This is a genomic window from Haemophilus sp. CCUG 60358 (assembly GCF_001679485.1).
Classification (GTDB): domain Bacteria; phylum Pseudomonadota; class Gammaproteobacteria; order Enterobacterales; family Pasteurellaceae; genus Haemophilus_D.
Genome location: NZ_LZOZ01000017.1, coordinates 1 through 21,403, shown reverse-complemented (window position 1 = coordinate 21,403; position 21,403 = coordinate 1). Strand labels below are relative to the sequence as shown.

At 39.4% G+C, this 21,403-nt stretch carries 13 protein-coding genes and 1 pseudogene; 3 read left to right on the top strand and 11 right to left on the bottom strand.

The window, feature by feature from the left end; genetic code table 11:
* Window positions 1-64 precede the first annotated feature (64 nt).
* Together A9500_RS07875 and hpf are read left to right on the top strand one after the other, a co-directional pair.
* Window positions 65-1,435, top strand: a complete 1,371-nt coding sequence (locus tag A9500_RS07875; RefSeq protein ID WP_065244514.1) for a sodium:alanine symporter family protein — start codon at window positions 65-67, stop codon at window positions 1,433-1,435.
* 241 nt (window positions 1,436-1,676) lie between these two features.
* Entirely contained in the window at window positions 1,677-2,000 is a 324-nt protein-coding gene (gene hpf / locus A9500_RS07870; protein ID WP_005695412.1) for a ribosome hibernation-promoting factor, HPF/YfiA family, read from the top strand.
* 47 nt (window positions 2,001-2,047) lie between these two features.
* Here the strand turns inward: hpf and A9500_RS10765 are convergent, their stop codons facing one another.
* The 5 genes from A9500_RS10765 to pnp form a co-directional block, all read right to left on the bottom strand.
* Complete coding sequence (locus A9500_RS10765) at window positions 2,048-2,191, bottom strand: hypothetical protein (protein WP_014064130.1); 144 nt, start codon at window positions 2,189-2,191, stop codon at window positions 2,048-2,050.
* A 56-nt stretch (window positions 2,192-2,247) separates the two neighbouring features.
* Entirely contained in the window at window positions 2,248-3,642 is a 1,395-nt protein-coding gene (mltF, locus tag A9500_RS07865) for a membrane-bound lytic murein transglycosylase MltF (protein ID WP_065244513.1), read from the bottom strand.
* Window positions 3,643-3,737: 95 nt separating this feature from the next.
* Window positions 3,738-5,588, bottom strand: coding sequence for a DEAD/DEAH box helicase (locus tag A9500_RS07860; RefSeq protein WP_065244512.1), 1,851 nt, complete (start codon window positions 5,586-5,588; stop codon window positions 3,738-3,740).
* Between the two features lie 75 nt (window positions 5,589-5,663).
* The gene (gene nlpI, locus A9500_RS07855) at window positions 5,664-6,605 is read right to left on the bottom strand and encodes a lipoprotein NlpI (RefSeq protein WP_065244511.1); all 942 of its coding nucleotides are present in this window, start codon (window positions 6,603-6,605) and stop codon (window positions 5,664-5,666) included.
* A 64-nt stretch (window positions 6,606-6,669) separates the two neighbouring features.
* Entirely contained in the window at window positions 6,670-8,808 is a 2,139-nt protein-coding gene (gene pnp / locus A9500_RS07850; RefSeq protein WP_065244510.1) for a polyribonucleotide nucleotidyltransferase, read from the bottom strand.
* A gap of 242 nt (window positions 8,809-9,050) precedes the next feature.
* Between pnp and nanQ the strand changes: the two genes are divergently transcribed.
* Window positions 9,051-9,518 carry an N-acetylneuraminate anomerase gene (nanQ, locus tag A9500_RS07845; protein WP_014064125.1) on the top strand — a complete coding sequence of 156 codons (468 nt, stop codon included), beginning with the start codon at window positions 9,051-9,053 and terminating at the stop codon, window positions 9,516-9,518.
* Between the two features lie 67 nt (window positions 9,519-9,585).
* Here nanQ and A9500_RS07840 read toward each other — a convergent pair whose 3' ends face one another.
* The 6 genes and pseudogenes from A9500_RS07840 to A9500_RS10755 form a co-directional block, all read right to left on the bottom strand.
* Entirely contained in the window at window positions 9,586-10,818 is a 1,233-nt protein-coding gene (locus A9500_RS07840; RefSeq protein WP_065244509.1) for an HlyD family type I secretion periplasmic adaptor subunit, read from the bottom strand.
* A 1-nt stretch (window position 10,819) separates the two neighbouring features.
* Window positions 10,820-13,009, bottom strand: a complete 2,190-nt coding sequence (locus tag A9500_RS07835; RefSeq protein ID WP_065244508.1) for a type I secretion system permease/ATPase — start codon at window positions 13,007-13,009, stop codon at window positions 10,820-10,822.
* A gap of 27 nt (window positions 13,010-13,036) precedes the next feature.
* The gene (locus A9500_RS07830) at window positions 13,037-14,299 is read right to left on the bottom strand and encodes a TolC family protein (protein WP_065244507.1); all 1,263 of its coding nucleotides are present in this window, start codon (window positions 14,297-14,299) and stop codon (window positions 13,037-13,039) included.
* Between the two features lie 265 nt (window positions 14,300-14,564).
* Entirely contained in the window at window positions 14,565-17,918 is a 3,354-nt protein-coding gene (locus A9500_RS10760; RefSeq protein ID WP_179854568.1) for a hypothetical protein, read from the bottom strand.
* A 125-nt stretch (window positions 17,919-18,043) separates the two neighbouring features.
* Window positions 18,044-18,520, bottom strand: coding sequence for a hypothetical protein (locus A9500_RS07820; RefSeq protein WP_065244505.1), 477 nt, complete (start codon window positions 18,518-18,520; stop codon window positions 18,044-18,046).
* A 381-nt stretch (window positions 18,521-18,901) separates the two neighbouring features.
* A pseudogene (locus A9500_RS10755) lies at window positions 18,902-21,403 on the bottom strand (hypothetical protein); the annotation flags it as partial.

Below are 21,403 nucleotides of genomic sequence, written 5' to 3'. Positions count from 1 at the left end.
CTATCGGGATTCTTCTTGTCTCCTTGTCGAGTTTATTTGTATTTTAAACGACGAGGAATCATCAATGTCATTACAGACAACCTTATCTGCGATTAGCAGCTTTGTATGGGGACCGCCCCTACTCATTCTATTGTCCGGAACAGGACTTTATCTCACCCTTCGTTTAGGTTTCTTACAAATTCGTTATTTGCCGCGTGCATTGGGCTATTTATTTGCTCGAGGTGCGAATAAAGGTAAGGGGGATGTATCTTCTTTTGCCGCACTTTGTACGGCATTAGCGGCAACCATTGGTACAGGGAATATTGTTGGTGTAGCGACTGCAGTACAAGCGGGCGGACCTGGCGCAATTTTTTGGATGTGGCTAGTTGCATTATTAGGCATGGCAACTAAATACGCTGAATGTTTACTTGCCGTGAAATATCGTGTGCGAGATAAATATGGTTTTATGGCGGGTGGACCGATGTACTACATCGAACGTGGTCTTGGAATTAAATGGCTAGCCAAATTATTTGCGCTCTTTGGGGTATTGGTGGCCTTTTTCGGTATTGGTACCTTCCCTCAAATAAATGCCATTACGCATGCGATGCAAGACACATTCAATGTACCCGTTATTATTACGGCAACAGTGGTGACCGTATTGGTTGCGATGATTATTCTCGGTGGTGTAAGACGTATTGCGACTGCTTCTTCAGTGATTGTGCCTTTTATGGCAATCGGCTATGTGGCAACCTCAATTATCATCTTAGTAGTTAATTACGATAAACTGCCCGCTGCGATCGCATTAATTATTCATAGTGCGTTTAATCCACAAGCGGCTTTGGGCGGAACGGTTGGGTTTACAGTGATGAAAGCCATTCAATCAGGTGTTGCACGCGGTATTTTCTCAAATGAATCTGGTTTAGGGAGTGCGCCTATTGCTGCTGCAGCGGCGCAAACGAAAGAGCCTGTTCGCCAAGGTTTAATTTCGATGACAGGGACATTTTTAGATACCATCATCGTATGTACCATGACGGGCTTAGTGCTTGTGATTACGGGAGCATGGAGTAATCCTGAGCTTTCTGGTGCAAGTGTGACCAACTACGCTTTTGCACAGGGCTTAGGCACATCAATTGGTGCAACTATTGTAACCGTTGGTTTATTATTCTTTGCTTTCACCACAATTTTAGGGTGGTGTTACTACGGTGAGCGTTGCTTCCTTTACTTAGTTGGTATCCGTGGTATTAAATTTTATCGCTTCATGTTTATTGTTTTGGTCGGGACGGGTTCATTCCTCACCTTAGATTTAATCTGGATTTTAGCGGATATCGTGAATGGTTTAATGGCCTTCCCGAACTTGATAGCATTAATTGGTTTGCGTAAAGAAATTATTTCAGAAACTAAGGATTACTTCGAACGTTTAAAAGCAACACAACATGATCAAGATGAATTAGCCTAATTCATATCGTAAAAAGAAAAGGGAAGCTGAACGCTTCCCTTTGTTGTTTACAGTTTTACATCATAACAAGTTTATACAGAAAGAAAATTATATTTTTGCAGAAATGAGATCCCGATCATATTTTTGAACATTTGTTTTTTTATTTGACTAAAAGCACTTGAAAAAGCAGTGCAAGGTCGATATGTTGTTATTAAAGATGAACGGAACCGAAGGGTTCATTTAACCAAAAGAGGTAAATGCTATGACACTCAATATCACAAGCAAACAAATGGAAATCACCCCTGCAATCCGTGAACATGTGGAGGGAAGACTTGCAAAATTAGAGAAATGGCACACTCAACTGATTAGCCCTCACTTTGTTTTAAGTAAAGTGCCAAACGGCTTTTCTGTAGAAGCTTCAATTGGAACCCCGTTAGGTAATCTACTTGCGACAGCAACCGCTGATGATATGTATAAAGCGATCAATGAAGTCGAAGAAAAATTAGAACGCCAATTAAATAAACTTCAACATAAAGGTGAATCCCGCCGAGCAGATGAGCGTTTGAAAGATTCTTTTGAAAAATAAAGGATAATGAATAAATTTAAAGGGCGAACATGATGTTCGCCTTTTTATTAGATATCTTGAACCACAAGTTGTAATGCGTGACGTTGGAATTGTTGTGCTTTACGGTGTTTAAAACGTCTTAGACGTAAATTACGTGAGGCTGAAATATCTCTTGATGCTTTTTTCTTTAAAAAGGTTTTTCGTTTTAACATCTTTTTCTCCTTGTTTTCTTTCTATTCAATCAAAATTCTATTTTTTCTGACCACACTTATTCTGTTGCAGTTGCTTGGTTTTCTTGAACACGATGATAATTCACAATACTGTTCATGTAACGGCGAATATTCTCGACATATTGGTAGGCTTCATAGCCGCGAGCGTAGCCATATTTTAAGTTTGAATAATGACGCTTTTCCGATAATAGCTGAAGATTATTTTTTACATCTAACCAGTTATCAGGATTGCCGCCTAATTTTTTAGTTAGGCGACGTGCATCTAAAATATGCCCTAATCCCATATTGTATGCCGCTAAAGAATACCAAATTCGATCTTCTTCTGGAATACTGTCAGGCATTTGGTCGAGTAGCCAATGTAAATACTCAGATCCGGCCTTAATACTTTGTTCGGCATCTGTACGATTGTTAATATTCATACGTGCAGCCGTATCTTTAGTTAGCATCATCATCCCGCGTACACCGGTTGGAGAGGTGGCATAAGGGTCCCAATGTGATTCTTGATAGGCCACAGCGGCTAATAATCGCCAGTCTAAATTCCCTTTATATTTTTCAAAGAGCGGTTGATATTGAGGGAGAATTTTTTCAACTGCCTCTAAATAAGCCTGAGTATCTACATAATCAAAGGCAGTAATATGGCGGAAATATTTTTCCTCAATGCGATCAATTAATCCTGTTTCAATGGCATTATTCATAAAATCCAACAAACCTGCTTGCAATTCATTATAGGATTGATTGGAGAGATACCAATGCACGGTCATTTCATCCGTTAGATCAAATGCAATCGCTAAGTTAGGACGAATTTGTTGTGCCGCCGCCACATCAATACTATTTGCAATGGTGTAAGGAATTTTGCCTTCTGCCACTTGAATCAGTAATTCTTCTTGAGTCAGCTGCTTATTGTTTTGCCATTTGAGCGCGGGGAGTTTTTTCTGTGCTTGAGATAGTAATTTTTCTAAGTCTTCTCCCGCAGAAATAATAATTTCTTGCTGTACTTGAGCTAAATCTTTCGGACGATTTTCACCTTTTTTATACACAAGCTGCCAAGAGGCAGAAGTATAAGAGGGCCCTAACTGAAATTTTTCTGTACGTTGAGGCTGGAACAAAAGATTCGCAGCAGCAATATCAATATTGTTGTTCTCTAATTCGTTAAAAAGTTGATCGTTATTTTCTAAGGTTTTAATTTGTAAACGAACCCCCAAGTAATCAGCAAAGTTTTTTGCTAATTCGTATTCCAAGCCAGATTCGCCCTCATTCCCAATAAAATAGTAAATGGGATTGTTAATAGTGCCGACAATAAGGCTACCGCGATTTTTGATCGCAGTGTAAGGGTTTTGCTCCGATTGCATAATTTTTTGCCAAGGGAACACCATATCCACTGCCCAAAGTAATAATGCAAAGGCAGCAATAATACGTAAAAATAGACCTTTCAATAGATAAACCTTATAAATTAAGATAAGAGACGATTGTAACGAGAATTAAGACAATAAAAAAGCCCCTTTTACTTCAAGGGGCTGTTAAATAAGGATTAACGTTGGCGATCTCGGCGACCACGTTCATTAAAAGTGCGGTCGTTTTTATCGTTAAATTTACGCTGACGACGTTCACCATTACGCTCACCACGGAAGCGATCTTGACCACGCTCTCCGCGCTCATTACGTCGACCATCACGACGGCCTTTTCCACCAAAATCGTTACCACCGCGTCCGCTGTCTGATTGTGTTGCGCCCATAAAGCTCATTTGCATTTGTTTATTTAAAACGCGAGTTTTAACGAATTGTTGAAGTAATTCTTTCGGCATGCCTTGTGGTAATTCAACGGTAGAGTAGTCATCATAAAGTTTGATGTGGCCAATGTAACGGCTGTTAATATCACCTTCATTTGCGATAGCACCTACAATATGACGCACTTCTACACCATCTGCACGACCTACTTCGATACGATATAAATCCATCGGTTGTGGGTTGCCATAGCCTTTACGTTCGCCACGACGTTCAGCTGAACGTGGATTTTCACGACGATCACCGCGATCATTACGGTCACGACGACGTTTATCCATTGGTGGATCAGGTGGAAGAATGAGTTTTTGTTTGCCTTGAAGCAACATCAACATTGCAGCAGCAATATCTTCTTGATCCTGATCTGCCGTGAATAAATCTTCCAATAAGCTACGATACATTTCGAGATCGTGATGTTCCAATTGTTTGGTAATCTTGTCTTGGAATTTCTTACGACGACACGCTTGTAACACTTCATGATTTGGTAATTCAACTTCGTTGATTGGTTTTTTCATTAAGTGTTCAATATTACGAAGTAAACGGCGTTCACGTGGTTCAACGAATAATAATGCGCGACCAGAACGACCAGCTCGGCCAGTACGACCGATACGGTGAACGTATGACTCTGCATCAAGTGGGATGTCATAGTTTACTACAAGACTGATTCGTTCAATATCGATACCGCGCGCAGCAACATCGGTTGCAACGACGATATCAAGACTACCATTACGTAAGCGATCTAAGGTTTGCTCACGTAATTGCTGAGTCATATCACCGTTTAAGGCTGCAGCACGGAAACCGTGTTTTTCTAATAATTCAGTCACATCAAGTGTGCCTGTTTTAGTACGGGTAAAAATGATTGCCGCATCAAAATCTTCCACTTCTAAGAAGCGTAATAATGCATCATTTTTACGGAAACCTTGAACATACCAACAATTTTGCTCAATATCAGGTGCATTATCGTTATTTACTTTGATTTTCACTTCTTGCGGATTGTTCATGAAGCGTTTTGTGATGCGACGAATTGGCTCTGGCATGGTTGCTGAGAAAAGGGCGGTTTGGTGCTCTTCCGGTAATTCAGCCATAACGGTTTCTACATCATCAATAAAGCCCATACGAAGCATTTCATCAGCTTCATCAAGTACGATCGCTTTTAATTCAGATAGATTTAATGTGTTACGACGGATGTGATCTAAAATACGACCTGGTGTACCCACAACAACTTGTGCACCTTGTTTTAATGCACGTAACTGGATGTCATAACGTTGACCACCATAAAGAGTCACGATATTGATGCCTTTGGCATATTTCATGAAGTGTTCGCAAGCATCAGCAACTTGAATGGCAAGTTCACGTGTTGGTGCCATCACCAATAATTGTGGATGTTTTGCGGCAGGATCAATTTTTGCCAAAATAGGTAAAGAGAATGCGGCAGTTTTACCACTACCGGTTTGTGCCATACCAAGTACATCTCTGCCTTCTAAAAGAGCAGGAATACAAGCTTGTTGGATTGGCGAAGGTGTTTCAAAACTAAGGTCAGAAACGGCTTTTAGAATGAATTCAGGCAAGCCTAAATCATTAAAAGTGATTTTGTCTGTCATTAAAATACTCGAATGTAAGTAAGGAAAGCTCAATTTAGCTTTCAGGTTTATTTGTTATAAAAGAAGAAGGCAAGTCTAAAAAACAGCTGTTTTTGTGACCACACTTTTTTCTTCTTTTTCGTCTTCAGTTTGAGCCGGTTTCAATTTCATCAGCTCTAACACGGCAAAACGATACTCAACAAAGTTATACACCTGATTCGCAATAGCAAGTTTGAATAAAGCCGCAGCTTCATCAATTTGCCCCAAATTGAGTTTTTGTTTTGCTAGATAAAAGTAGGTTTCGGTTAATATTTCTGCATATTGCTGCGAGTTTTCTGCAAATTTGGTTGCCCGCTCTTGCAAGTCACTCACGGAAATATTACCTAAATAGTATTGAACGATATTTGTTCCCCAGAAGTCCTTAGATAGCCCTTTAGCTCGTTCAACAAGGTTGGCATGGGCTTCTTGTGGTTTTAATTTTTGTTCGTTCAAATAGAGCCAGAGTACGCGATAAGGATCTTTGGTATCGGCTTCGTAAAACTTCATCAAATCGTCTTCAGCAAGGTTATAGCGTTTGACGTAATAAAAATTTAAACCACGATTAAGGTGGGTATAGTCATAACTTGGATCCAATTCAAACACCGCATTAAAGGTTTCTAATGCGCTGTCGTAATCTTCTTCAAGCAGTAAGTAAAGCCCTAAATAATTGTAAACGGAAGCCATCTTTGGCTGTAACGCGAGGGCTTGTGTAAAGTCATAACGTGCGAGACCCCATAAACCGAGGGAATCGTATAATACGCCACGTTCAAAGTGAAGCGTCGCTCGTTCTTCATTACTCATTTTTCCAACTAATAAAACCTGCCCGATTCGGGTAATTATCACTTCTTGTTCGAAGTGCGTATTCGGGGTTTGATCTGCTAGCATGACTTTATTTGGTGCAACAAACACGTTTCCCGATTGCACACAACCGGAAATAAATAAAATCACACTTAGGCTAGACAACGAAACTAGAAAACGGAATAACCGAAAATACTGCATTATTTTATAAGTTAGTTTGATAATCAAAACGGGTGTGTAAATTGAATTCACACACCCTGTGAGATTATTCTTGTTCTTCTGAAATATCTTCTGCTGGTGCAGATTCTGCTTCAGTTTCTTGTTTTGGTGCAAGATCTTTCATGGTTAAGCGGATACGACCTTGACGATCGATTTCAACCACTTTAACAGTCACTTCTTGACCTACTTGAAGATAATCACTCACTTTCTCTACGCGTTCTTCTGCGATTTGAGAAATGTGAACTAAACCTTCTTTATTTCCAACGATAGCGACGAATGCACCGAAGTCAGCAAGACGAGTCACTTTACCTTTGTAAATTGCGCCCGCTTCAACTTCAGCAACGATTTCTTCAATACGAGCCATCACATTTTTCGCTGCACTGCTATCTACTGCGGCGATTTTCACTGTACCATCATCATCGATATCGATAGACGTACCAGTTTCTTCAGTTAATGCACGGATAGTTGCACCACCTTTACCGATAACATCTTTGATTTTCTTAGGATCAATTTTCATGGTGTGAATACGCGGCGCGTAGTCAGAAATATCTGCACGTGGTGCAGGGATTGCTTGTTCCATTACGCCAAGAATGTGCATACGAGCACCTTTTGCTTGGTTTAATGCAATTTGCATAATTTCAGGAGTGATACCTTCAATTTTGATGTCCATTTGAAGTGCGGTGACACCTTCACGTGTGCCCGCCACTTTAAAGTCCATATCACCTAAGTGGTCTTCATCACCTAAGATATCTGAAAGAACCACGAATTTCTCTTCTTCTTTCACTAAGCCCATTGCGATACCTGCAACAGCAGCTTTGATTGGAACGCCCGCATCCATTAATGCTAAAGACGCGCCACATACAGATGCCATAGAAGAAGAACCGTTAGATTCAGTGATTTCAGATACAACACGTACTACATACGGGAATTCTGCAAGGCTTGGCATAACGGCTGCTACACCACGTTTTGCTAAACGACCGTGACCGATTTCACGACGTTTTGGTGAGCCAATCATACCGGTTTCACCTACAGAGTATGGAGGGAAGTTGTAGTGGAATAAAAAGTGATCTTGACGTTCACCTGTTAATTCATCAATGATTTGAGCATCACGTTCAGTACCTAACGTTGCTACGGCTAGTGCTTGTGTTTCACCACGGGTGAAAATTGCAGAACCGTGTGTACGTGGTAATACACCAGTACAGATATCTAATGCGCGAACGGTATCAACGGTACGACCATCAATACGTGGTTCACCTGCAATGATACGGCCACGAACAATTTGGCTTTCAAGAGCAGTGAAAATATCTACGATTTTACCTTCGCTGCTCTCTTCATCTTCTGCTGTAATTTGTGCAATCACATCCGCTTTAATTGCATCGATTTGTTCGTAACGTGCTTGTTTTTCAGTAATGCGGTATGCATCGCCTAGACGCGCTTCAGCAATCGTTTTTACTTTGTTAATTAAATCTGTGTTTGGTTGTGGTGCAACCCAATCCCAACGTGGTTTACCTGCTTCTTTCGCAAACTCTTTGATTGCTTCAACTACAACTTGTTGTTGTTGATGACCGAATACTACTGCTGCTAACATTTGTTCTTCAGTTAAGATATCAGCTTCAGATTCAACCATTAATACGGCTTTGTCAGTACCTGCAACCACTAAGTCCAAACGGCTTTGTTTTTGTTCAGCCATAGTTGGGTTTAATACGAATTGGTTGTCGATAAAACCAACACGTGCTGCACCGATAGGGCCATTGAAAGGCACACCAGATAAGGTTAATGCTGCAGAAGCACCGATCATTGCCACTAAGTCAGGGCTGATTTGTGGGTTTACAGAAACTACAGTTGCCACAACTTGGATTTCGTTGAAGAAACCTTCTGGGAATAATGGACGAATTGGACGGTCGATTAAACGAGCAATTAAAGTTTCGCCTTCAGATGGACGACCTTCACGTTTGAAGAAACCACCAGGGATTTTACCCGCCGCATAAGTACGCTCTTGGTAGTTTACGGTTAATGGGAAGAAGTCTTGACCTTCTTTTACATCTTTTTTAGCAACAACAGTCACGAATACTGTAGTATCGTCCATGCTTGCCATGACCGCTGCAGTTGCTTGACGTGCAATCGAGCCGGTTTCTAGAGTAACGGTATGTTGACCGTATTTAAATTGTTTAACAATTGGATTCACAATGTTTTCCTTCAAAATAATATTTAAAACAAAGCTTTATTTTCCAGATTGCGACTAGCAAAAGAAATCTTTCGAAAAAATGACCGCACTTTGGGCGTTTAAAAATCTCTTTTGATAGCCGCACGCTAATGCAGAAAATAAAGCTCGCTTATTATACAGAGTTTTAAATTTATTGGTAACTTTATTTAATATAAGCAACTTGTTATCATATTCTCATACAAATACATACGTAAGGAGACACTATGATTATCAGTGCATTAAATAACCCAAATTTCAAAGTGGGTTTACCAAAAGTTATCGCGGACATTTGCGATCATCTCAACACGTTAGATCTTGAAGCATTAGAAAATGGTCGTCATGATTTAAGCGAGCAAGTCTATATGAATGTCATGGAATTTGATACGGTTGAAGCGGATAGCAAACAAGCTGAACTTCACCATAAATATCTAGATATTCAATTACTTATTCGTGGTGAAGAGAATGTTGAAGTAAGCGCAACTTATCCAAATCTCAGCTTATACGATGAATATCGTGATGCAGATGATTACCAACTTACTCCACAAATTGAAGATAAAAGCACCGTAACACTTTTACCAAAAATGTTCGCGGTTTTTTTCCCTTATGAACCACATAAACCAGGTTGCACCGTAAATGGCAAATCAAGTTTCGTGAAAAAACTGGTGGTGAAAGTACCAGTAGAATTGATTTAATTATTTCGATTCATTAAAGAAAAAGTGCGGTTAGAAATTTATATATTTTCTGACCGCACTTTTAAATTTATCTCTCTCTTAATGCTTGTTTCATTCGCGTAATTGGTTTTATTAAATATTGAAACACTGTTTTCTCACCAGTTTTAATATCTACTGTTGCAACCATCCCAGGAATAATTGGCATTTCGTTCCCGTTTTTATCAACAAGATGGCTCCCTGACGTTTTCACCAATATGCGATAATACACGTTATTCATATTTAGCTTTAATTCACTAGCATTACGTTTTTCATCACTTAATGTATCTGGGCTGATTAACGTCACTTCGCCTTGTAAACCACCATAAATGGCATAATCATAAGCGCTGAGTTTTACAACTGCAGGCAAACCAGGGCGGATAAATGCAACATCATTCGGACGAATATAAGCCTCAACTAGAAGATTATCTTCAATCGGTACAATTTCAAGAATATCCTGCCCAGCATTAACAACCCCACCAATCGTATTAATGCGAATATTTTTTACAATCCCTTTCATTGGTGCACGAATTTGTGAACGTTCAACGGGGTCAGCTCGCATTGCCATATTTTCCTTAGCCTGTGCGAGTTCCGATTCTGTTTTTACTAACTCATTACTTGCATCTGTTGTATAACGGTTTTGACGTTCTGTAATTTGTGCTTCTAAATCATGTGAATCACGTTGCATACGTAGAAGATCAACTTGTGACATAACGCCACGTTTTACCATTGGTTCTGCTATAGCTATTTGCTGTTCAAGCACATTTTTACTTTGTCTCAATCCAGAAACTTGTTCTTCCATCGCTCTACGACGAGAAACGTAAGCAGCTTCTTCACGCTTTTTTAATTCATCTGAAATATGGTCAGGGAAAACAAGATTCGTATTGTAAGCCTCTGCCTGTAAACGAGCTACCATAGCTTCTAAGTTTTCTACTTTTGCTTGGCTTTCACGTAAAATAGCAGAACTACGGGTATCATCTAATCTTAAGAGAATTTGCCCTTTTTCAACGGTATCCCCTTCCTTGACTAACATTTCTTGAATCGTTCCTGGATCGAGGCTTTGTACGATTTGCTCACGGCTACTTGGAATAATTCGTCCTTGTCCTTGGGCAACTTCTTCGAGCGGACTAAAATATGCCCAAATGATAAAAGCAATGATAAAAGACAAAAATAAACTAATTATTGAAAAATAACCTGTATGTTTTTCCGATTGTAAGGCTGCATTTAGATCGTTAATCAGCTTTAAATCCTCTTGATTGATATTTTCTCTTTGCTGATTTGACATATTACTCACCTTTTTCTTCTTTTTTCTCAGCGGCAACCTGTGCAACATTTTGCGCTTTTGCCTGTGCTTGTCGCTCTTCATTTTCACGCAATTTTGCAATAACTGCATCTCGAGGGCCATCAATCACGACACGGCCATTATCAACAACAACGACACGATTAACCATTGGTAACACTTGTAAACGATGCGTCACCACTACAACGGTTTTATCTCTAGCCCATTGAGCTAACACGCCTAGCGCTTGTTGTTCAGTTTGCTCATCTAAACCTGTTGTTGGTTCATCTAATAAAACAACACGCGGATGGCGTAAAGTCAAACGTGCTAATGAAACAATTTGTTTTTGTCCACCAGAAAGCCCCAAACCATCTTCACCGAGTGGCATATCCAAACCTTTAGGATGGTTACGAACCAACTGATCTAAATGGAAATTACGCAATGCACCAAGCAATTCCTGGTCTGTTGAATAACCATCCATTCGAGCTAAATCTAAGTTCTCACGTAATGTCCCAAGGAATAAACGTGGGGATTGATTAAGTAAAGTGACTTTATCACGTAGGAAATTCGGATCAATTTGGCGAATATCTACATTATCTAACAAGATATTTCCGCCCGTTGGCTCATATAGCCCACTCGCTAATTTCAATAATGTACTTTTACCACTACCGATTCGTCCTAATATTGCAACTTTTTCACCAGGACGAATGGTTAAATTAAGGTTTGCAATAGCAGGTTGCGAATCTTTATTATATTGAAATACGACATTGTTAAAGGTTATCTGACCTTGTACTTGATCAAGTGTTACATAAGAACGTTCTGGATCTCGTTCAATTGGTCTTTCAACAATGGAGTTTACACCTTTGAGTGCATTCTTAGCTTGTTGATATCGAATGGCTAATCCTGCAATTTTCCCAAGAGATGAAAGTGCGCGGCCAGAAAGGATTACCGAAGCAATTACCGCACCCATTGTAATACGAGCTTCAACGACATCATCGTGAATTAAATAAGTACCTAATACAACTAAACCTACGGTATTTAATTGCTGTAGCCCCACTGTAAAGTTAGAAACAAATTCATTGATCTGCTTAACTTTCATTGAACTGATAGCTGTTAAAGCATTGAGTCTATCCCAACGCTGCTGAGCCCAGTTAGTTGCGTTATTAACCTTTAATGTTTCAATGCCTTCTACCGCTTCAACTGCTAGCCCCTGACGTTGAGAGCTCTCTTTCATACTTTCATTGATACGTTTTGCTAATGTTGGTTGCACTGCAAAAGAAATTAGCAACACTAAAGCGCAAGTCACTGCAGGTACAATAACCAATTTTCCACCAATAACAAACATGACAAATAAGAAAAGCAATAAGAATGGCGCATCAACTAATACCAATAAGCTAGCACTTGTCATAAATTCACGCACTGCCTCAAAATCGCGTAAATTATTCGCATAAGAGCCTGAAGAAATTGGACGTTCAATTAAACGTAATGCCATTACTCGTCTAAAAAGTGCCGAGCTGACTATTAAATCAGCTTTTTTACCAGCAATATCGGTTAAATGCGAACGTATCATTTTAGCAATAAATTCAAAGGTAATAGCTAAGAATACGCCTATACTTAACACCCATAATGTTGAATATGCTTGGTTTGGAATCACTCGATCGTACACATTCATCACATAAAGTGAACTCACCAATGCCAAAATGTTGATTAAAAAAGAAGCTAAAATGACTTGGTAGTAATATTTTTTAAAGCGACCAATAACCTTCCAAAACCAGGCTTTTGGTAAATGATATTCTGGTAATTCAGAACGGTGATCCGCAGTTAATTTTGGCTTAATAAACCAGCAGAATCCCAAATATTGTGCTTCAAGATTTTTATGGCTAACCTCATGTGCTGGCGCATCACCTTGGCGAACAACATAAACACGCTCTTCGCCACGCCCTTTTACCTCACTCACAACAGCAGCTTCGTCATTATGTAAAATAATAATAACTGGCATCGCAAGTGAAGGAATCTCAGCTAACTTACGGCGAGAAATATGGTTTTCAAATCCATAACTACGCAATACTTCGCTAAGTGATTGAATATTCGCATTTAAATTTCGATCCCTTGCGACATTTGCGGCTAACGCCTCTTCTGCAACAGGTTGATTGAGTAGCTTTGTTGCAATAGCTAAATGTTTAATAATTGAATTCATAAAATTTATCTATAAAATGCCTTCTACTTAGAACTGACTATTTGCATTAAAATCTGGGATTTTTGCCCATTTTGCTAAACTTGCTTTCGCCAATAAATATGCCACAGCTGCATCGCGGTAATCATTTTGTGCTTCCACATAACTTGTCTCTGTTGCGGCTAATTCTGCATAAGAATCTAATACTTCTAGCAAAGTGCGGTGAGAAATATAGAATTGTTGCTCATAGTCTTGAGCAACTTGAGATTGTGTCGAAATCAGTGATTTTACAATTTTAGCGCGTTGCTCACTTTGCTTCATATCCACTTTGGCTGTTTCTGCTCGTTCCTGGATATCACGTAATAACTCATCTGAACGCGCTCTAGCAGATCGTATTACTGCGTGGCTCTTCTCTAGTGCATAATCAGCAGATTTATTATAAAGATCCCAAGTCATCGTTACCGCAACACTTCTATCATGACGAGTTGCACTTCCTTCTAAATTAATAGACGGATATTTTGAAGCTTTTGCAACTTCAGCATCCGATAATGCACTACTGTATTCTGATTCTTGCGCTTTCACACTTGGATGTTCAGTGATTGGCACTTTATCGAATAGTGCAATAAGCTGTGCTGAATTCTGTTTATTAAATGGATCGACGATATCTTTTTCAGTTAAACGTTTTGAGCTATATTTGTTTAATTTACTCAAAGTAACCGATAACGTTTTCTGTAAACTCGCTTCTGTTGATTGTGCTTGTAAATAACGGGATTGTGCCTGTGTCATCTCTGAACGACGACCAGAATCATATTCACTAATTACTCGCAAATCTGCTAAGAATTTCTCATGGCGTTTAATATTTTTTTTCGCAACTGCAATGGATTCTTTTGCACGAAGTGCGGTTAAATAAAGAGTGCTAATCGTGTTGGCTAACTCTTCGCGCGTTTCATAATATTTATGTTGATAATATTCCATTTTATGTTTATCACGCTCAACAGCAGCTTGAATTCCACCCCAAGCATATAAATTTAAACGCGATTTAATGCCAACATCATCACGCATTCTGGAATTATTAGAAGTATGTTGCTGGGCGACAACATTTTGTCCAGTTAACGAAAATGTTGGATAGTGCCCAGCTTTAGATGCTTCCATTTCATTATAAGCGCCTTCTGTATTAGCGCTCGCCTCAAGTAATGCAGGATCATTTCGCAAAGCATTGCGAAGAATATCAGCAAGTTCTTCCGCAAAAGCAGATGGAGATTGCAATGCACCAAGGAGTAGCAATGCAATGATTTTATGATGTGCAAGTTTCATGGAAAGGCTCTCTTATAGAGTAATCAAAATAAAATTTTTTAATGTTTAATTATAGCTCAAATCAGTTAAGAGTAATAATTAAAGATGCAAACTACTCGTAAAATTCAACCGCTTGTAAAGGCAGTGTTCAAGATAAATATTGCATAAAGCTGCGCTAAAAACATCCCAGCTATACCTCTTTTTTATTCAGCATCAAGCAGTCAAACGTTCTCGATTTTTACAAAAAACGCACCCGAAGGTGCGTTTTTCTAATAGATGTTACAAATTAAGCAACGGTAATATCTGAATCAACCCAGAGTTCATTAGAACCAGTGTTGTAAACATTATAAGTATTGCCTTCATAAGTAACTTTTGAGCTTGTAGTTTTGCTAATCTCACTTAAATTCACTTTATCGCCCTCATTACCATCAACAATTAACACGTTGTTGTGAGATTTACCACTGTCATCAACCGTTGCTTTAGCGTTGTGGTTTCTCTCAACATCCTCTTTTTGGATATTAACTGTTTTGTATCGCATACCTGTAATATCAATTTTCTCAAAATTAGAGATCATTGAAATAGTGGTTGTAATCGGTTTATCGTCTAGGTTCACAAACTTAAATGTATCGAAACCATCACCACCATCAATAGATGCTTTTGGGATAATGTCGTTAGATATCCTTACAATATCATTACCGCTACCCATATCAAGAGTATTGCTACCGTGCTGAACACCAGTTTCATAGATTGAATCATCACCAGTATTACCTGATGCATCTGTTGCTTTGGCTGTCACCTCTGAACCATCTTTTACTTTATCTGCTGATATAGTTATAGTGGCTCGAGTATAACTATTATCAACTTTCACATCTGGGTTATTTGAAGTCCAGCTACCATAATACTCGCTTCCATCTGGAAAGTCTCCTGTTAAAACAGCATTTTGCGGATTGCCATTTTCATCAATATAGTTTACTTCTATTTTCACCACATCTTCATCTGTTGGCGGAGTGATATTTACTGAACCATCCGCATTGGTAGATATAGTAGGTTTTCCTGGTGGAACGTTATCAGGCGGAACAGTTAAATAAGATACTACACTGCCTTTCGTTCTATCATTAGTAGTATTAATATTATTCCATCCATTATTTAATGATTCATCATCATTAGGATCATTAAAGAAATTATCAATTGCATCTTTCTCAATATGTTGTGCTGAAATTTTAGAAGTAGGCTTAAGATTATTGAGAATATAGGTATATTCATCAACTTTAGTTATATCTTTTTCCGGTTCTCGAGATTCAGTATCAATATCCCAACCTGTAGCTGTTTTGTAAAATTCTATATCAAGAGCTCTATTGTAATCATATTTTCCACCAATAGTGTTGAGATAAATCAGATCTCCTTCGTTAACCTGCTTAGGAAGTGTAAGAACTACTTTGCCTTCCTCATTTACGCTAAGTCTAGCTGGATCTAAAGGAGCTGTAGTTTCAACTTTATTACTTACATTACCCATAGAATCTTTTGTAACTACCGTTACTTTGCTTAAATCTTCCACTTTATCTTCTGGAATGATTACGCTATTTTCGCCAGCTTTTACATTTGGTACGGCTGATTCATTGTCAGATGTCCAGCTACCATCAGCTTGCTTAGTTAATGTGACCGTTATTGGTGTTGCATTACCCGATACAGTATCTGGAGTAATAGTCACTTCGACCATATCACCCGTTTTTGCATTGCTTGGTACTCCAACAGTTACTGAACCATCAGTAGTTGATGAAGTCACTTCTGGTGCGTTTGGCACAGTGTGGTCTACGTTATTACCCGCATTCGCTGTACCTTCTTCTCCAGTATTACCTGATGCATCTGTTGCTTTGGCTGTCACCTCTGAACCATCTTTCACTTTATCTGCGGATATAGTGGCTTCACCATTTTTATCAACTTTCACATCTGGGTTATTTGAAGTCCATTGTTCATAATGCGAGTTTCCATCCGGAAGGTCTCTCGTTAAAACAGCATTTCGCGGATTGCCATTTTCATCAATATAGTTTACTTCAATAGTTCTCACATCTTTATCTGTTGGCGGTGTGATATTTACTGAACCATCCGCATTGCTAGACACAGTAGGTTTTCCTGGTGGAACGTTATCAGGCGGAACAATTACATAAGATACTACACTGCCTTTTGTTCTATCACTAATAGTATAAAATTTACCAAATCTATTATCTGATGATGAATCATCAGCATTATTAGGGAAATTTTCAACTGCGTCTTTCTCAATATGTTGTGCTGAAATTTTAGAAGTAGGCTTAAGATTATTGAGAATATAGGTATATTCATCAACTTTAGTTATGTCTTCGTCCCGACGAGTTTCAGAAAAGTAACTCCAACCTGTAGCTGTTTTGTAAAATTCTATACCAATAGCCTCATTGTAATAATAAGTTGGATCTCCTCCAATAGCGTTGAGATAAATCAGATCTCCTTCGTTAACCTGCTTAGGAAGAGTAAGTACAACGTTGCCTTCCTCATTTACACTGAGTTTAGCTGGATCTAATGGGGCTATAGTTTCTACTTTATTACTTGTATTACCCATAGCATCTTTTGTAACTACGGTTACTTTGCTTAAATCTTCCACTTTATCTTCTGGAATGATTGAGCTATTTTCACCATCTTTTACATTTGGTACGGCTGATTCATTGTCAGACGTCCAGCTACCATCAGCTTGCTTAGTTAAGGTTACCGTTATTGGTGTTGCATTACCCGATACAGTATCTGGAGTAATAGTCACTTCGACCATATCACCCGTTTTTGCATTGCTTGGTACTTGAACAGTTACTGAACCATCAGTAGTTGATGAAGTCACTTCTGGTGCGTTTGGCACAGTGTGGTCTACGTTATTACCCGCATTCGCTGTACCTTCTTCACCAGTGTTACCTGATTCATCAGTTGCTTTCGCTTTCACCGGAGAGCCATCTTGTACTTTATCCGCTGGGATCGTTGCTTTACCAGTCGCTGGATCTAGTGCAACATCTGGATTGTTTGAAGTCCAGTTACCATCGTTACCTTTAGTTAAGGTTGCTGTTTTCGGTGTACCTGCTTCATCAGTGTAGCTTACTTCTACAGACTTGGTATCTGCATCTGCAGGAGGAGTTACTTCCACTGAGCCGTTGTCTTTTGCTTCAACAGTTGGTTTAGCTGGTGCTGTTGTGTCTTTAGCAGTATTGCTATTGTTATTAGCGTTATTTGACGAGCCGCCACCATGACTGCCACTTGCTGCTGCGATAATACCACCTACAGCAGCCACACCTGCCGCCACCCATAACCAGCTTGGATTGAATGCCCAGAATGGTGCAGTTACGCTGTTCCCGCCTAATGCTTGTGGTGCAAAAACTTGATCTGCAAGTAATGTCACCGCATCGCTTTCCACACCACTTTGTGGAACGTAAGCATAGTATTGACCATCTTCGGCCATACCTAATACTAATTCAGTATTATCATGTTCATAATAGCCTTCTAACACTAAATCGCTTTCTTTATTGATATCGGTGCCTTCAAAGGCAATATGAAGATCGTTGCCAACACGTTTGGTGTCGATCATTTCAGGGGCATATTGTGTGGCTTCATCAACCAATTCATAGTTCACATGAGGTTGTGCTTTGATGATAACTTTTTGATTTGCTGAATTTAATTTGACGGTTTCAATAGTTTTATTACCGGTATTAATCTTTACGCTAATATTTTTTGACATAAATAATCTCCCTTAATTGATTAATGAGTTGCACAAGCGGTGTTGTTTACACGAGAAATAGTATTAGCTTGATGCTTAAGCATTTTTAAAGCTTCTTGTGCTGTTGCTGCATCCACCTCTTTTAATTGAGGTTTTGATGTATTAGAGGTATCGACGTAGAAATAATGAACAGATTGCTTCGCGAGATTGACAGTTAAGTTTGTTGCAGGTTTCATTGCAACATAGTGCGCTTCAAGTGCGGTCGGTTTTGCACAAATTTCAGTTTTAGTGAAACCGCCTACTTGAAGAGAAGAAAGGTATTCGTCATTTACTTTGATATTTACTGCGATTGGGTTTGCCCCAGCATCAGTGCGATAGAAAATTAAGCCAGCATGATTTTCTTGAGGTGCCACACTCGTTGATTGATTATCAAAGTTTGACCAACGTTCATTGCTTAGTGTACAAGCTGTTAGTACAGAAACAGCAAATGCTGTTACTAATAATTTATGAAGTTTCATATTAGTGTCCTTTTATAATTGTAAAATAGTTTAGAAAAAACACGAGTGATTAAAAACTGAACGCTCGTAGACTTGTTAGTGTCGCATTCTAGCTGAAATTTAAAAAAAGAAAGGAGAAATTAAGAAATTTACACTTTATTTACAATGTAATTTTAACTAATTGATTTTATTATTTTTCTTGTTTTTTTTGAGTGCTTGGCTAGCTATTCTGACCAAGCTAATTGAAAATATATTTAGGATTTGATTTGTGTGTTATTTAACCACTGTAATTGACCATTTGGCATCGTCAATTTGTTCAAAGCTTGTGACTTCATAACCTACTTTTCTCGGTTTTTACAAAAAACGCACCCGAGGGTGCGTTTTTCTAATAGATGTTACAAATTAAGCAACAGTAATATCTGAATCAACCCAGAGTTCATTAGAATTGGTGTTGTAAACATTATAAGTATTGCCTTCATAAGTAACTTGCGAGCTTGCAGCTTTGCTAATACCACTTAAGGTCACTTTATCGCCCGCATTACCATCAACAATTAACACGTTGTTATGAGATGTACCACTTGCATCAACAGTTGCTTTAGCACTGTGGTTTCTCTCAACATCTTTATCACTGATAGTAACCGAGTTGTTTAACGTGCCGGTAATATCAATTTTCTCAAAGTTAGAGATCATTGAAATAGTGGTTGTAATCGGTTTACCATCTCGGTTCACAAACTCAAGTGTATCGAAATCACTGCCTCCATCAATAGTGGCTTTTGTGTTAGTGTCGCCAGATGTCTTTACAATGTCATTACCGGAACCCATATTAATAGTTGGGTTACCACCAACTAAATAGAAGAACGGGCTGCGTGTATCACGCGCTTCAAGAATATCGTTACCATCTCCCATGTTTATAGTACCGGCGATTTTGCCAAAGCTAGCAAAGTCATTACCGCTACCCATATCAAGAGTATTACTATGGTATTGAACTCCAATTGCATAGACAGAGTCATCACCGTCACCAGTAGTCAGGCTAGATTTAATTAATGAACCTAAGTCACCAGTACCACCTTTAGTACCAATTAAGATAACATCATTTTCACTACCATAACTATCATTGGTATTAGCCCCATAACGACGGTAGTAAGTGTAGGCAACGTCCTTAGATATAGTGTTACCCGCTAAGTCTGTTTCAACTACAGTGTAAGGTACTCTCTTCGCTGTTGCCTTTGGATCAATACCTGTAGCAACCTCAAACTCACCATTGGCATTAGCTTGACCACTTCTATTATTGATAGAAATCGTTGAATTTTTCTCAGCTGTTCCGATTAAATTCATACTATCATCAATAATCGCATGGAATTCCTCTGCTTTTTGGTCAAGAGTCATATTTAAGGTGTCGCTGGTTGATGCCGCATTACCTTTCACACGAGCTTGTAAGTTGTATACAATACCACCCACTTTGGTGTTGTCTGGTAAGGTAAATGAGGTACCAGAACCAGAAGTCCAATTTTGACCACCGTCTGTACTGTATTCCCATTCAGAACCTGATGGAATACCAGACACGTTAACTTGACCATTTTTAGTATAGTTATCGTTACTAGACGCACCAGTATCTTCTGCAAGTGATAGTTCAAGTTTAACAACTTTATTGTTACCTGCATTCGCTTTAGCCGGTGTGCTTTCGTTGCCTGAAGGATCTTTCGCCTGCGCAGTCACTTCAGAACCATCTTTCACTTTGTCTTGTGGAATGGTTGTGCTGCTCTGACCTGCTTCAACATTTGGTAACGTTGTAGGGTTGCTTGAAGTCCAGCTGCCATCTGCCTGTTTAGTTAAGGTGACTTTTTCAGGGGTGTTAGAACCTTCAGGAGTTACTGTCACTTCTACAGTATCACCTGCTTCTGCATCGCTTGGCACTTTCACTTTTACTGAGCCATCAGTGGTTGATGGAGTGACTTCCGGTGCGCTTGGTGCAGTGTGGTCTGCATTATTACCCGCATTACCTTTAGATTCAGCACTTTCATTACCTGCTGGGTCTTTCGCTTTCGCAGAAACTTCAGAACCATCTTTCACTTTATCTTCAGGGATAGTGGTGCTGTCTTTACCTGCTTCAACGTTTGGCACGATCGCTGGTTTATCAGAAGTCCAGCTGCCGTCCGGCTGTTTAGTTAAGGTCACTTTTTCAGGGGTGTTAGAACCTTCAGGGGTGACCGTTACTTCTACAGTATCACCTGCTTCTGCATCACTTGGCACTTTCACTTTCACTGAGCCATCAGTAGTTGATGGAGTCACTTCCGGTGCGCTTGGTGCTGTGTGGTCTGCGTTATTACCCGCATTACCTTTAGATTCAGCACTTTCATTACCTGCTGGGTCTTTCGCTTTCGCAGAAACTTCAGAACCATCTTTCACTTTATCTTCAGGGATAGTGGTGCTGTCTTTACCTGCTTCAACGTTTGGTACGATCGCTGGTTTATTTGAAGTCCAGCTACCATCCGCCTGTTTGGTCAAGGTGACTTTTTCAGGGGTGTTAGAGCCTTCAGGGGTGACGGTTACTTCTACAGTATCACCTACTTCAGCATCACTTGGCACTTTCACTTTTACTGAGCCATCATTGGTTGATGGAGTGACTTCCGGTGCGCTTGGTGCAGTGTGGTCTGCATTATTACCCGCATTACCTTTAGATTCAGTACTTTCGTTACCTGCTGGGTCTTTCGCCTGTGCAGTCACTTCAGAACCATCTTTCACTTTATCTTGTGGAATAGTGGTGCTGTCTTTACCTGCTTCAACGCTTGGCACGGTTTCAGGTTTGTCTGAAGTCCAGCTACCATCCGGCTGTTTAGTTAAGGTCACTTTTTCAGGGGTGTTAGAACCTTCAGGGGTGACTGTTACTTCAACAGTATCACCTGC

What these genes read in the sequence shown, in the direction of transcription:
- nanQ (WP_014064125.1), top strand. Translation starts at nt 9,051, where the DNA reads ATGATTATCAGTGCATTAAATAACCCAAATTTCAAAGTGGGTTTACCA.
- A9500_RS07835 (WP_065244508.1), bottom strand. Translation starts at nt 13,009, where the DNA reads ATGAATTCAATTATTAAACATTTAGCTATTGCAACAAAGCTACTCAAT.
- A9500_RS10765 (WP_014064130.1), bottom strand. Translation starts at nt 2,191, where the DNA reads ATGTTAAAACGAAAAACCTTTTTAAAGAAAAAAGCATCAAGAGATATT.
- A9500_RS07875 (WP_065244514.1), top strand. Translation starts at nt 65, where the DNA reads ATGTCATTACAGACAACCTTATCTGCGATTAGCAGCTTTGTATGGGGA.
- A9500_RS07860 (WP_065244512.1), bottom strand. Translation starts at nt 5,588, where the DNA reads ATGACAGACAAAATCACTTTTAATGATTTAGGCTTGCCTGAATTCATT.
- A9500_RS07830 (WP_065244507.1), bottom strand. Translation starts at nt 14,299, where the DNA reads ATGAAACTTGCACATCATAAAATCATTGCATTGCTACTCCTTGGTGCA.
- A9500_RS07840 (WP_065244509.1), bottom strand. Translation starts at nt 10,818, where the DNA reads ATGTCAAATCAGCAAAGAGAAAATATCAATCAAGAGGATTTAAAGCTG.
- A9500_RS07820 (WP_065244505.1), bottom strand. Translation starts at nt 18,520, where the DNA reads ATGAAACTTCATAAATTATTAGTAACAGCATTTGCTGTTTCTGTACTA.
- hpf (WP_005695412.1), top strand. Translation starts at nt 1,677, where the DNA reads ATGACACTCAATATCACAAGCAAACAAATGGAAATCACCCCTGCAATC.
- nlpI (WP_065244511.1), bottom strand. Translation starts at nt 6,605, where the DNA reads ATGCAGTATTTTCGGTTATTCCGTTTTCTAGTTTCGTTGTCTAGCCTA.